This is a genomic window from Halomonas sp. A11-A, from assembly GCF_003182195.1.
GTDB classification, from domain to species: Bacteria; Pseudomonadota; Gammaproteobacteria; order Pseudomonadales; family Halomonadaceae; genus Halomonas; species Halomonas alkalicola.
This window is the reverse complement of record NZ_QGTM01000024.1, coordinates 1-12468: the sequence shown is the minus strand read 5'-3', so window position 1 is coordinate 12468 and position 12468 is coordinate 1. Positions and strand designations below refer to the sequence as shown.

The following is a 12468-nucleotide window of genomic DNA, read 5'->3' as shown; positions in this document are numbered from 1 at the left end:
CTCGGGGCTAAGCCCGGGGCTGCCCGAGGGGCACCGAGACGGCGCCGTCGTCCGGTCGTCCGGCCAGCCCATCACGCAGCGCCACGAAGTCCTCCAGGTAGGTGGAGAAGCGCGGGAAGTCCTGGGACTCCCACCACCACAGCGTCAGCGCATGCCGGTCGGACTCCACCACGATGGCATCCTGAGGCAGCCGCTCCAGCAGCGCCTTAAGGCGGGCCTCCAGCGCCTCGGGTAGCGGGCGCAGTGGCTCCCGCCGCCAGCGCCAGCCGTGCGCGAAGGGCTTCAGCGCCGCGCTGGCGTGGTCGTCTCGTACCAGCACGAAATCGGGACCGGGGAGCTCCTGGGGATAGTGCCAGCGATAGGCGGGCATGGTCGTCTCGATGCCGTGCAGCGGCGGTTTCTCCAGCTTGACGGTGAGCCCGGCCTTGATCGCCGCCGTGCGCAGCGCCGAGATGCGCCGCTGCCGCGGGCTGGGCTTGAGCCACATCACCGGCGAGACCACCAGCAGCAGGGCAAAGAGGATGAAGAACCAGGTCATCGCCACCTCCAGATCGGGTTGATGCGTGAGTCTTGATACAAGTCGTTGTCTTGCCGTGTCAGGCGGCCTAGAGTGAAGACATCCAGCTTCATCTCGATATCCACTAGGAGCCCTGCCATGAGCAACGAATACCGCCACATCCTAGTCGCCGTGGACCTGACCAAGGACTCTCACAAGGTCCTGGAGCGCGCGGTCCAGATCGCCGAGCGCAACCAGAATGCCAAGCTCTCCATCATGCACACCCTGGAGCCGCTGGGCTTCGCCTACGGTGGCGACATCCCCATGGATCTCACCAGCATCCAGGACCAGCTCGACGAGCATGCCAAGCAGCGCCTGGCCGAGATCGCCGACCCACACGTGGCCAAGGAGAACCAGCACGTGGTGGTGGGCATGCCGGACACCGAGATCCATCGCTTCGCCGAGGAGAATGGCGTGGACCTGATCGTGGTCGGCTCCCACGGCCGTCACGGCTTCGCCCTGCTGCTGGGCTCCACCTCCACCGGGGTGCTGCACGGCGCCCAGTGTGATGTCCTGGCAGTTCGTGTCGGCAAGAAGGGCGAGAGCGCCGAGTAATCTACTGCTGCCCCCCAAAAGCCTTCCTCATTTTGAGGAAGTGCAGGATTCGCGTGACGAGCGAAGATAGGACGAGCGAAGATAGGTTGGTCGCCGCCGGAGCGCAGAACCGGAGTGTAGCTTGCTACATGAGGATTCCGATGGTCCGGCACTCCGGCACCGCCGGCGATCAATATATCTAGCGCAGTAGCGAATCATCACTTACTCCCCGGCGGCGAGGGCCTCCAGTTCCATCCACCGCTCCATGGCGGCGTCAAGCTCCGCCTGCCGGGCCCCCAGCGCCTCCAGGGTGGCCGTGACCGTCGCCGCGTCCTGCTGGTAGAAGGCCGGATCGCCCACCTTCGCCTCGAACGCGGCGACCTCCCCTTCCAGCCGCTCGATCTCGGCCGGCAGGGCGTCGAGCTCGCGCTGCAGCTTGTAGGAGAGCTTGGCGGGCTTTTTCCCTCCCCCCGCTGCGGGCTCCTTCGCCGCTGTCGCCTTCGAGGTCGGCGGCGACTGCTCGGCCATCTCCTCGGTGGTCCGGGACGGCTCGGCCCGCTGGCGGGCGGCTCCCTCCCAGGGCGCCGGGGGCAGCTTGCCGCCCTGGCGCACCCAGTCCGTGTAGCCGCCCACGTACTCGCGCACCCGTCCCTCCCCCTCGAAGGCCAGCACGCTGGTCACCACGTTGTCCATGAAGGCGCGGTCGTGAGAGACCAGCAGCAGGGTGCCGTCGAAATCGAGCAGCAGCTCCTCGAGCAGCTCCAGGGTCTCCACGTCGAGGTCGTTGGTGGGCTCGTCGAGCACCAGCACGTTGGCCGGCTGGGTGAACAGCTTGGCCAGCAGCAGGCGATTGGACTCTCCCCCCGAGAGCGCCTTGACCGGCTGGCGGACCCGCTCCGGGGTGAACAGGAAGTCCTGCAGGTAGCTCATCACATGGCGGTCGCGACCGCCCACCGTGACCCGGTCGCTGCCCTGGGCCACGTTGTCGTAGACGCTCTTCTCGGGTTCGAGCCCCCCGCGCAGCTGGTCGAAGTAGGCTACCTGCAGCTTGGTGCCGAGCTGCACCTTGCCCTCGCTGGGCGCAAGCTCGCCGAGTAGGATCTTGAGCAGGGTGGTCTTGCCGGCGCCGTTGCGCCCGATGAAGCCGATGCGGTCGCCGCGCTGGATCTCAAGTGAAAGGTCGCGGATCACCGCCTCGTCGCCGAAGCGCTGGGTGACGTGCTCCAGCGCCACCACCCGCTTGCCGCTGCGCTCGCCGCTGTCCACGCTGAGGCTGGCCTTGCCCTGGCGCTCGCGGCGCTCACCGCGCTCGCGGCGTAGCTGCTCCAGGGCCCGCACCCGCCCCTCGTTGCGGGTGCGCCGCGCCTTGATGCCCTGGCGGATCCACGCCTCCTCCTGGGCGAGCTTCTTGTCGAACTCGGCATTCTCGCGAGCCTCCACTTCCAGCTCGTGGGCCTTCTGGGCCTGGTACTTCGCGTAGTTCCCCGGGTAGCGCCCGAGGCGCCCGCGGTCGAGCTCGAGGATGGCCGTGGCCAGCTTCGACAGGAAGGCACGGTCGTGGGTGATGAAGAGCACCGCACCGTTGAAGGCGGCCAGCTGCTCCTCGAGCCAGGCGATGGTATCGAGATCCAGGTGGTTGGTGGGCTCGTCGAGCAGCAGCAGGTCCGGCTCGGCGACCAGCGCCCGAGCCAGCGCCACGCGCCGGCGCCAGCCGCCGGAGAGCGCGGCCATCTCGGCGTCCTCGGGCAGCCCCAGGCGGGTCAGCACCACGTCGATGCGCTGGTGGAAGGACCAGCCGTCGATCGCCTCGAGGCGTGTCTGCAGCTCGGCCATGCGGCGCATGTCGGGCTCGTCCTCGTGGATCAGGTGGTGGTACTCGGAGAGCAGCGCGCCGGCCTCGGGCAGGCCGCCGGCCACCACGTCGAAGATGGTCTGGCCAGAGGCCTCAGGCAGGTCCTGGGCGAGCACGCCGATCTTGAGCCCCGGGGCGCGCCAGAGAGTGCCGCCATCGGGCAGGATCTCGCCGGACACCAGCTTGAGCAGCGTCGACTTGCCGGTGCCGTTGCGCCCCACCAGGGCCAGCCGTTCCCCTCTCTCCAACACCAGGTCGGCGCCGTCGAGCAGGACATGGGTACCGTAGGCCAGTTGCAGCTGTTCCAGACGTAGCAGGGTCACGCGCACACCTCATCGAATCGCGAAGGCGGCTAGTGTAGCGCAACTCCGGCCCGACGTGGCCGTGCCGCCATGGTGAGCGCTCGCGATCCCGAGTACACTGCGCCGCGCCCCGACATCCCGGACATCACGACCACAGGAGCTACCCCTTGGCTGACCCGACCGCCCCCTTCGATGACTTCCTGCCGGAGGCCCTGCGCCTGCGCGCGGCGGCGCCGCTGGTGGACATCGGCGCCAACCTGACCCACGAGAGCTTCGCCCGCGACCTCCCGGCGGTGCTCGGCCGCGCTAGGGCGGCCAACGTCACCACCCTGATCCTCACCGGCACCGACCGCGAGCATGCCGAGCAGGCGGTGGCGATGGCCCGCCGGTGCAGCGAACCGGGCCTGGCCCTATATGCCACCGCCGGGGTGCACCCCCACGATGCCAGCCGCTGGGATGCCGGCCTCGCCGCTGCTATGGCCGACCTCCACCGCCAGCCCGAGGTGGTGGCGGTGGGCGAGTGCGGGCTCGACTTCAACCGCAACTTCTCCACCCCCGCCGAGCAGGAGCGCGCCTTCGAGGCCCAGCTGGGCCTGGCGGTGGCGTGCGGCAAGCCGCTGTTCCTGCACGAGCGCGACGCGGGCCGGCGCATGCGCGAGATGCTCCACGCCTTCCGCAACGATATCGGCGACGCCGTGGTCCACTGCTTCACCGCGGACCGCGACACCCTCTTCGGCTACCTGGATCTCGACCTGCACATCGGCCTGACCGGCTGGCTGTGTGACGAGCGCCGTGGCCACCACCTGCGCGAGCTGGTCGGCGAGATTCCCCTGAACCGCCTGATGGTGGAAACCGACTGCCCCTACCTGCTGCCGCGCAATTTACCTGCCAAACTCAAGGGCAGACGCCATGAGCCGGCGCTGCTGCCATGGATCGTGCGCGAGATCGCCCACTGGCGCGGCATCGACGAGGCCGAGCTGGCGGCGGCAACCACCCGCACGGCCCGGGCCTTTTTCCGCCTGCCGATGGCGGACCCTCACACCACAGCCACCCGACACTAGGACTCCTGACATGGCCGACCTACCCGGCTTCATTGCGGTCGAGACCGGCGAGGACGGCGGCCTGCCGCTGGCGATCGCCTGGACGCTGCCCGACGGCCGCGTCAAGCACACCCTGATCCAGCCCGAGGACGACTGGCTCGACGCCGAGATGGTCTCGCTGGGAGAGTACAGCCTCGAGGAACTCAACAGCATGGGGGTGAGCCCACTGGATGTGATCCGCGAGCTGGAGAACGACCACTTCAGCAACACCCTCTACACCGCCGGGGTCAGCGACGACGAGGCCGCCCTGTCACGCCTCTTCGACACCTATGGTCTCGATCCCTTCGTGGAGCTGGCCCCGGCGGAGAGTCTCTACGCCGCCCTGGCGCCGGGCGACTGGGCCCGGGCGCGCGGCGAGCTGTTCGGCGAGCTGGGCCTCGAGCCACTGCGCCCGGAGCACGAGGTGGAAGTGATGCTGCATCTCCACCAGCGCATGAGCGGCGCCGACCTCGATGGCACCATCGACAACGACTTCGACGACAGCTACGCCGGCAACGACGAGGCCTGAGCCGGCGTCAGGCCCCGGCCAGCAGCGCCTTGCTCACCGAGCCCGTGCGGCGGCACTCGTCGACGACCAGCACCCGCCGGGTCGAGCTCCGCGGTCGCCTGGCGGGCCAGGTGCCCCCACGGTCGGCTGCTGTCACACCGCCACTCCCCCCTCGGGCACCAGGAGGCGACCTCCCGCGGCGATGGCGGTCGCAAGGCCTACGCCCTCCCGGTAGTAGCCCTGCAGGGCGCAGCGGAAGGCCGCGGCGCGGCGCGGCAGTCCCTCCCGCTCGTAGCGTTCGGCCCTGGCCTCGACCCGCGCGCGGAAGGCCTCGCGATCCACCTCGACGTCGCCGCCCAGGTTGTCGACGCTGATATGAAAACGCAGGCCACAGGCCCGCGAGAAGAGCAGCTCCAGCGCCTGGGGCGCTACCTCCACCGCCTCGAAATCGCGCTGCTCCCGGGCATCGCGGCCGTCCGGCAGGTACCAGTAGCCGTAGTCTTCCCGCTGCCGGCGCGCCTCGCCGGCGATGCACCAGTGGCTGATCTCGTGCAGGGCGCTGGCATAGAAGCCCCGAGCAAAGATCACCCGGTGGAAGGGCGTGTAGGCATCGGCGGGCAGATAGAGCGGCTCATCGCCACCGCGAACCAGGCGGGTACGGAAGGTCTCCTGGAACAGGCCATCGAACAGGGCGATGACATCCTCGAGTCGGTGAGTCACGCAGGCTCCACGGGCATGGGGGGGACCGCCATTATAGGCGGCTGGCGCCGCGGGCCAAAATCCCTGGGCATTGCTATAGTGAGCGGTTTCCCCGCCTGGCCTGACCCTGATCGCATGGAGCGCCCGACCTTGTTCACTCCCCTCACCCGCCTGCTCACTACCGGCCGCCGGGAAACGCGCCCGCTGCTGGCCCTGGCGCTGCCGATCTGCGGCGCCCAGCTGGCCCAGGCCGGCATGAGCGTGGCCGATGTGATGATGACCGGCCGGCTGAGCGCCACCGACCTAGCCGCCGTCTCGGTGGGCTCGAGCCTGTGGCTGCCGCTGATGCTGTTCATGACCGGCACCCTGATGGGGCTGACGCCCATCGTGGCGCAGCTGCTGGGGGGCCGGCGCCTCACCGAGATTCGTCCCCATGTGCATCAGGCGCTGTGGGTGGCGCTGGTGCTGGGCATCGCGGCGGCAGCGCTGCTGTGGTTCGCCGTCCAGCCGATCTTCGTGCTGATGGCGGTGCCCGAGGAGGTGGCCAGCCGCTCGGCGGCCTATCTGGCGGCCGTGGCCTTCGGCATGCCCGGGGCGGCGCTGTTCCAGGCGCTGCGCGCCTTCTCCGACGGCATGAACCATACCCGCCCCTCGCTGTGGATCAGCCTGATCGGCCTGGCCGTCAACATCCCCAGCAACTATGTGCTGATCCACGGTGGCGACGGCCTCACCGCCCTGTTCGGCGACGGGCTGCCGGGCTGGGTCCAGGTGCTGCCGGCGCTGGGCGCCCTGGGCTGCGGCATCGCCACAGCGCTGTCGCTGTGGGCCATGTGCCTCGCCATGGTCCTCTATACCCGTCGCGCCCCGGCCTATCGGGAGGTCTCGCTGTGGCACTCCCCCACCCCGCCGCGCCTGAGAATGATCAGTGAGCTGCTCCATGTGGGTGTACCCATCGGCGTGGCGATCTTCGTCGAGGTGACCCTGTTCACCGTGATCGCGCTGCTCATCGCCAGTCTCGGCGAAATCACCGTGGCGGCCCACCAGGTAGCGCTCAACTACACCTCGATCCTCTTCATGCTGCCGCTCTCGCTGAGCATGGCGCTGACGGTACGGGTCGGCAACACCCTGGGGCAGGGGCGGCCGGCCCTTGCCCGCCAGGTGGCCACCTTCGGTATCGCCTCAAGCGTGATGGTCGCACTGCTCAACAGCGCCCTGCTGTGGTTCACCGCACAACCGGTCATCGCCCTCTATACCCATGACGCGGCCGTGCAACGACTGGCCCTTTCGCTGGTCCTACTGGCCATGATCTTCCAGCTGTCGGACTCCCTGCAGGTGAACCTGGCCGGCGCCCTGCGCGGCTACCGGGACACCCGCATCATCATGCTGATCACCCTGGCCTCCTACTGGCTGGTCGGGCTGGCCGGGGGCCACTGGCTGGGCACCCGTGGCCTGCTCGGGATGGTCGAGCCGATGGGCGTGCACGGCTACTGGGTCGGCCTGATCGGCGGCCTCACCGTGGCGGCTCTGCTGCTCGGCGAGCGCCTCAGGCGGATCAGCGCGGCAGCGGCGGAGGGCAGCTACGATGCGCTGGGCATTCGTTAACAGCAGCCCAGCCCTGCTGCCGGTCGCGGGGCTGGGAGGCCTGCTGGCCGCCTGCGGCAGCGGCGGCGACAGCAACGACCTGCTCGTGGACAGGCACTGCGCAGCGCCCTGGCAGAGCGCTGCCGGTGAGGCAGCGGATGTGCGACAGGGCTTAACCTCCCCTACCGTCTGTGCTATTGGTGGAAGCCAGAGTGACGCAGTGCGCTTCCGAGCGGCCGTGGAGCCTGGCTCCCCGCGCCGATGCCGTGATCACGCAGCATCTGGAGAGACGTCATGGGAATCCCGCTGTCACACCGCCCCGCCCGGGTCATCGACCTGGAAACGATGCGCCAGCGCCTGCAAGCCAGGCGGCGGCTGATTCGCCTGGCGCCTGAGCTTGACGGCCTCGAGATGGTCTATCGCCTGGCCTCGAGCCCCGACACCCTCTACGGCATGCCGCTGCTGGCCTGGGGCCTGCGCGAGGATGGAGAGGTGGTCGGCATGGTGCCCTGGATGGAGGCTCTGACCCCTTGCCATCGCCTGGATGATCCGGAGCACGGCAGCTTCGTCGGCTATCGTGACCCCGAGACCGAGGAGCTGTTCGAGCAGGCGCCCGAGCACAAGGTGTTCGAGCTCGAGCACGCGGCCGCCTACTTCGACTACGAGGAGACCGAGCAGGTCACCCTCATCCAGCAGATCCCCGAGACCCAGGGCACCCACGCCCTGTGCATGGACGAAGGCGATGCTCCCTGGCAGCTCAAGCAGGTGTTCGGCTGGCGGCTCTACAGCGACGGTGGCGTCGAGGCGCTGCTGGCCGATGAGCGCCTGGTGGAGTCAACCCCGATCCTGCCCGGCGATCCCTGCCTCTACCCCGGCCATAGCCGCCACCGCGTGGTCTACTTCTTCCAGCGCCAGATTGCCAACCGCATTCGTCGCGAGGATCCTGCCACGCTCGAGGCACTGGCGCTGATGGTGATGCCGGAGCCCGGCGACACGCCGCCGGGCTGAGCCGCGGGACAGAATTAGCCCAAGCGGATAAAGTAGCGGTAGCTGCCCTCGAGCTCCTCCTGGCGAATCAGCTCATGGCCCAGAAACTGGCAGAACTTCGGCACATCCCGCGTAGTGGCGGGATCGCTGGCAATGACCTTGAGCACCTCGCCGGAGCGCATGTCACGCACCTTGTTGTGCATCAGCATGATCGGTTCGGGGCAGTAGAGCCCGGTGGTGTCGAGCTCGACCTGAAAGTCGGGCGCCGCCTCGGGCTGGACGTCACGGGAATCAACCATCGATGGCCTCGTCGTTGGGAATAACTCTGTTGGGAGCAAGCTAGATGATCAAGATCATTATCGAACGCCGGATCATGCCGGGGCTCGAGGAGGAGTACGAGGAAGCCGCCCGGGAAGCGATGCGGGAATCCCTCGGCGCGCGCGGCTTCGTGGGCGGCGAGAGCCTCGTCGAACTCGGCCACAGCGAGCGGCGCCTGATGATCACCAAGTGGCGCGACCTGCGCGCCTGGAAGGAATGGTACACCAGCGAGGAGCGCTCCCGGGTGATGCAGCGCCTGCTGCCGCTGCTGACCGAAGAGGAGCGCATCCGCATCTACGAGCCGACCACCCACTGACGCTGGCGGCCAGGGTCGCCCCGGCTGTCGCTCAACGGGCAGCCGGGGGGCTAGTCACGCAGCCGCACGTGCACCGTCACCTCTTCCCGGTCATGGTAGAGGTGACGACAGCTCACCTCCGCGGCAACCCCTGCACTGGCCAGCGCCTGCTCCAGCCGCCCCAGGCAGGCCACCACCTCGGGCCAGCGACGCTTCATCGGCAGCTTGAGATTGAACACCGCCTCGCGGCACCAGCGCCGCACCAGCCAGCGCTCCATCATGGCCTCGACCCGGGCCGGCTTGTCGACGATATCGCACACCAGCCAGTCGAGCCGGTAGGGCGGCTCCCACACGAAACCGTCCTCGCGCAGGTGCTCCACCTGCCCGGTCGCCATCAGAGCCCTGTCCATGGGGCCGTTGTCGATGGCATAGACATGCATGCCGCGATGCACCAGCTGCCAGGTCCAACCGCCGGGCGCCGCCCCCAGGTCGGCGGCCTGCATCCCCTCGGCCAGGCGCTCGTCCCACTCTGCGCGCGGCACGAATTCATGCCAGGCTTCCTCGAGCTTGAGCGTGGAGCGACTCGGGGCCGACCTGGGAAAGCGCAGGCGACGGATGCCGCCTGGCTCCTCGCTGCGATTGCCGGGAAAGCTCATGCCCAGCTGGACGCGATCACCAGCGCTCCACAGCAGGTGCAGCCGTCGCCCCCCGGCCTTGCGACGCAGCGCCCCGCGCTTTTTAAGCAGCGACTCCAGCGGCCGCGACAGCGCCTTGGCCAGTCCGGCCAGCGCCTTGCCCTCGTTGGTATCCGGCGTCTCGTGCCAGATGCTCTCGAAGCTCCAGCCGGACTCGACCACCTGCTCGGTGATCGGCGAGAGGCGATCCTCCCTGTCCAGCGCCAGCGGCGGCAGCGCCACCAGGCTCTGGCGAGCAAACACCAGCGTGGTGAGCGGCAGGGCACGATGCAACCCATTGGCCGGCTGCCCATTCGCCACGCAGAAACGAACGAAGCCCCCGCCCGCCCCCTGCACGACCTCACCTGCCCAGCCCGCCGCGGCGACCTTGTCGACCAACTCCTCGGCCAGGTCGCGCTCGAACCCGGGACGGCAGTAGAGCAGCAGCTCGGATGGCACCCTGCTCATTCGTCACCTCCCCGGCGCCCGGTGCGGGGATTTCCCGCGCTCAGCAGATCTTCGATGTCCTGAAGCTGCACGTTCAGGGCATTGGTGGAGATCTGGATTTCCCAGAGCGAGTAGATCAGCGATACCGACAGCGTCACCAGGCTGACCCCGAACAGCACCATGCCGGTGAGCTGGAACGACAGGAAGAGGGCGAACATCGACAGGGTGCAGAGCAGGAAACTGAGCACCCCGGCCAGCTGCATGCGTTTGGTTAGGGAGATCCGCCGGCGCAGCAGCAGGATCTGCCGCGTGTTGGTCTCCTGGTGCTGGTTGCGCTCCTCATCGGCCAGCTTGCGGATCAGCTGGGCAAGCACCAGGAAGCGGTTGGTGTAGGCCAGCAGCAGCAGCGAGATGGCCGGAAACAGCAGCGCCGGCGTGGTCAGGGTCAAGGGGGAGGCACTCCACAGCGAATGATGGCCCCATGATACCAGCGGGGTGGCCAGCGGCACGAGATACCGCTAGCGTTTAATCACCATTTTTGAAAAGATTCTAATGTATTTATTTGGTGCGAAAGAAAGCGGCAGTTTCAAGCCAATTCGGCTCATATCAATGTCTAACCAACGCATAGCCTATACAGTTGCTGCATAATGGTGCATTGCTTTATATTGTGAATCCCGTGGAAACCACTTCCAGGCTGTCTGCCCGATGGGCGGACACGAAGTCACCTTGCAACACAGGAACACGCCGATGCCCTACGTTCACGACACCCTCGAACGCCTTCGCAAGAGCAGCCCCGCGCAGACGGAGTTCTATCAGGCCGCCGAAGAGGTTCTGGAGTGCCTTCGCCCGCTGTTTCAGCGCAGTCCGCACTACCTGGACCACAGCATCATCGAGCGCATCGTCGAACCCGAGCGCCAGATCATGTTCCGCGTCTGCTGGACCGATGATGATGGCAAGGTACAGGTCAACAAGGGCTACCGCGTGCAGTTCAACTCCGCACTGGGCCCCTACAAGGGCGGGCTGCGCTTCCATCCCAGCGTGACCTCGGGAACCATCAAGTTCCTGGGCTTCGAGCAGATCTTCAAGAATGCCCTGACCGGCCTCGCCATCGGCGGCGGCAAGGGCGGCTCCGACTTCAACCCCAAGGGCAAGTCGGATGGCGAGATCATGCGCTTCTGCCAGTCCTTCATGAACGAGCTCTACCGCCACATCGGCCCGACCACCGACGTGCCGGCCGGTGACATCGGCGTGGGCGCCCGCGAGATCGGCTACCTGTACGGCCAGTACAAGCGCCTCACCGGCCGCTACGAAGGCGTGCTCACCGGCAAGGGGCTGAACTGGGGCGGCTCCATCGGCCGCAAGGAAGCCACCGGCTACGGTGCGGTCTACTTTGCCCAAAACATGCTCGAGGCCCGCGGCGAGAGCATCGAAGGCAAGACCTGCCTGGTCTCCGGCGCCGGCAACGTCGCCATCTACACCATCGAGAAGCTCTACGAGCTGGGCGCCAAGCCGGTCACCTGCTCCGACTCCCGCGGCACCGTCCATGACGCCCGCGGCATCGACCTGGAGCTGCTCAAGGAGCTCAAGGAAGTCAGGCGCGCCTCCCTGGAGGAGTACCTGGCCACGCACCCCGAGGCGGAGTACATCCCGGCCAACCGCTATCCCGAGGATGGCCATGCCGTCTGGCGCTTCAAGGCCGACGCCGCCTTCCCCAGCGCCACCCAGAACGAGCTGACCATCGCCGATGCCCGCGCCCTGCTGGATAACGGCGTCACCTGCATCAGCGAGGGCGCCAACATGCCCTCCACCGCCGAGGCTGTCGACCTCTTCCTCGAGGCCAAGATCGCCTACGGCCCGGGCAAGGCGGCCAATGCCGGCGGCGTGGCCACCAGCCAGCTCGAGATGGCCCAGAACAGCAGCATGGAGCAGTGGCCGCTGGAAAAGGTGGACGCCAAGCTCAAGGAGATCATGGCCAACATCCACAAGCAGTGTGCCGACACCGCCCAGGAGTTCGGCGAGCCGACCAACCTGGTGCTGGGCGCCAATATCGCCGGCTTCCGCAAGGTCGCCGACGCCATGATCGATCAGGGCGTGGTGTAAGCCTTATCCCGCCAGTCGACAGAAAGAAAAAAGCCCGGCCTGTGAAGCCCGGGCTTTTTTCATGGTTCTCCTTCCCCCCTGTGAGAGATGCACAGGAGGGAGAGGCACCGATCAGACGTACGGAAGGTACTCACGGCCGGCCTGGGCCCGGCACTGAGCCTCGGCCATCTTCATCATTGCACGCCACACGCCGCGCAGCAGGGGCATGATGACGGGACGCTGGTCGCTGGCCAGATCCCAGATGGTCGGATAGATCGCCTTGGCATTGCTCATGGGAAAGGACCTCAGGACATGTTCACATTGTCGAGCATTATACCTTAGTCTTTATACCAAAGTCTAATCCTCTACCCTCTTCCCTCAATGGCGAGCCCCCGGCTCGATACGCTGCCGCCATGCGAAAAACCCCGATCATCTCACGATGATCGGGGCTTTTCTCTATAAGTGCCTGACGATGACCTACTCTCACATGGGGAGACCCCACACTACCATCGGCGCTGAGCGGTTTCACTGCTGAGTTCGGCATGGGATCAGGTGGT

General features: G+C 67.3%; 15 protein-coding genes and 1 rRNA gene. 7 read left to right on the top strand and 9 right to left on the bottom strand.

The window, feature by feature from the left end; all coding sequences use genetic code 11:
- Positions 1 to 7: 7 nt before the first annotated feature.
- A complete protein-coding gene (locus DER72_RS13200; RefSeq protein ID WP_110070455.1) occupies positions 8 to 538 on the bottom strand; it encodes a preprotein translocase subunit YajC in 531 nt (176 codons plus the stop codon).
- A gap of 117 nt (positions 539 to 655) precedes the next feature.
- Between DER72_RS13200 and DER72_RS13195 the strand changes: the two genes are divergently transcribed.
- Positions 656 to 1111 carry a universal stress protein gene (locus tag DER72_RS13195; protein WP_110070454.1) on the top strand — a complete coding sequence of 152 codons (456 nt, stop codon included), beginning with the start codon at positions 656 to 658 and terminating at the stop codon, positions 1109 to 1111.
- Positions 1112 to 1312: 201 nt separating this feature from the next.
- Here DER72_RS13195 and DER72_RS13190 read toward each other — a convergent pair whose 3' ends face one another.
- Complete coding sequence (locus DER72_RS13190) at positions 1313 to 3265, bottom strand: ATP-binding cassette domain-containing protein (protein ID WP_110070453.1); 1953 nt, start codon at positions 3263 to 3265, stop codon at positions 1313 to 1315.
- A gap of 146 nt (positions 3266 to 3411) precedes the next feature.
- Between DER72_RS13190 and DER72_RS13185 the strand changes: the two genes are divergently transcribed.
- On the top strand, positions 3412 to 4305 hold the full coding sequence (locus tag DER72_RS13185; RefSeq protein ID WP_110070452.1) for a TatD family hydrolase: 894 nt from the start codon (positions 3412 to 3414) through the stop codon (positions 4303 to 4305).
- A gap of 10 nt (positions 4306 to 4315) precedes the next feature.
- Positions 4316 to 4852 carry a hypothetical protein gene (locus DER72_RS13180; RefSeq protein ID WP_110070451.1) on the top strand — a complete coding sequence of 179 codons (537 nt, stop codon included), beginning with the start codon at positions 4316 to 4318 and terminating at the stop codon, positions 4850 to 4852.
- Between the two features lie 7 nt (positions 4853 to 4859).
- On the opposite strand, the gene DER72_RS16490 is transcribed toward DER72_RS13180, so the two are convergent.
- Entirely contained in the window at positions 4860 to 4988 is a 129-nt protein-coding gene (locus DER72_RS16490) for a hypothetical protein (protein ID WP_258306305.1), read from the bottom strand.
- Positions 4985 to 5551 (bottom strand): elongation factor P hydroxylase, encoded by a 567-nt coding sequence (locus DER72_RS13175; RefSeq protein WP_110070450.1) that lies wholly within the window; start codon positions 5549 to 5551, stop codon positions 4985 to 4987. Before DER72_RS13175 ends, DER72_RS16490 begins: the two co-directional genes overlap by 4 nt.
- 129 nt (positions 5552 to 5680) lie before the next feature.
- On the opposite strand from DER72_RS13175, the gene DER72_RS13170 reads away from it, so the two are divergent.
- Both DER72_RS13170 and DER72_RS13165 read left to right on the top strand, forming a co-directional pair.
- Positions 5681 to 7132, top strand: coding sequence for an MATE family efflux transporter (locus DER72_RS13170; protein ID WP_258306304.1), 1452 nt, complete (start codon positions 5681 to 5683; stop codon positions 7130 to 7132).
- 273 nt (positions 7133 to 7405) lie between these two features.
- Positions 7406 to 8119: a hypothetical protein gene (locus tag DER72_RS13165; protein ID WP_110070448.1), complete on the top strand. Its 714-nt coding sequence runs from the start codon at positions 7406 to 7408 to the stop codon at positions 8117 to 8119.
- A gap of 14 nt (positions 8120 to 8133) precedes the next feature.
- On the opposite strand, the gene tusA is transcribed toward DER72_RS13165, so the two are convergent.
- Positions 8134 to 8397, bottom strand: a complete 264-nt coding sequence (gene tusA / locus DER72_RS13160; protein WP_110070447.1) for a sulfurtransferase TusA — start codon at positions 8395 to 8397, stop codon at positions 8134 to 8136.
- Positions 8398 to 8441: 44 nt separating this feature from the next.
- On the opposite strand from tusA, the gene DER72_RS13155 reads away from it, so the two are divergent.
- Positions 8442 to 8732, top strand: coding sequence for an antibiotic biosynthesis monooxygenase (locus tag DER72_RS13155; RefSeq protein ID WP_110070446.1), 291 nt, complete (start codon positions 8442 to 8444; stop codon positions 8730 to 8732).
- Between the two features lie 50 nt (positions 8733 to 8782).
- Here DER72_RS13155 and rlmM read toward each other — a convergent pair whose 3' ends face one another.
- Entirely contained in the window at positions 8783 to 9853 is a 1071-nt protein-coding gene (rlmM, locus tag DER72_RS13150; RefSeq protein ID WP_110070445.1) for a 23S rRNA (cytidine(2498)-2'-O)-methyltransferase RlmM, read from the bottom strand.
- Positions 9850 to 10281 carry a DUF2721 domain-containing protein gene (locus DER72_RS13145; protein WP_110070444.1) on the bottom strand — a complete coding sequence of 144 codons (432 nt, stop codon included), beginning with the start codon at positions 10279 to 10281 and terminating at the stop codon, positions 9850 to 9852. Before DER72_RS13145 ends, rlmM begins: the two co-directional genes overlap by 4 nt.
- Before the next feature lie 298 nt (positions 10282 to 10579).
- Between DER72_RS13145 and gdhA the strand changes: the two genes are divergently transcribed.
- Positions 10580 to 11932 carry an NADP-specific glutamate dehydrogenase gene (gene gdhA / locus DER72_RS13140; protein WP_110070443.1) on the top strand — a complete coding sequence of 451 codons (1353 nt, stop codon included), beginning with the start codon at positions 10580 to 10582 and terminating at the stop codon, positions 11930 to 11932.
- 111 nt (positions 11933 to 12043) lie between these two features.
- On the opposite strand, the gene DER72_RS16215 is transcribed toward gdhA, so the two are convergent.
- Positions 12044 to 12205: a hypothetical protein gene (locus DER72_RS16215; RefSeq protein WP_162900024.1), complete on the bottom strand. Its 162-nt coding sequence runs from the start codon at positions 12203 to 12205 to the stop codon at positions 12044 to 12046.
- A 170-nt stretch (positions 12206 to 12375) separates the two neighbouring features.
- Positions 12376 to 12468: ribosomal RNA gene (gene rrf / locus DER72_RS13135) — 5S ribosomal RNA — on the bottom strand; the annotation flags it as partial.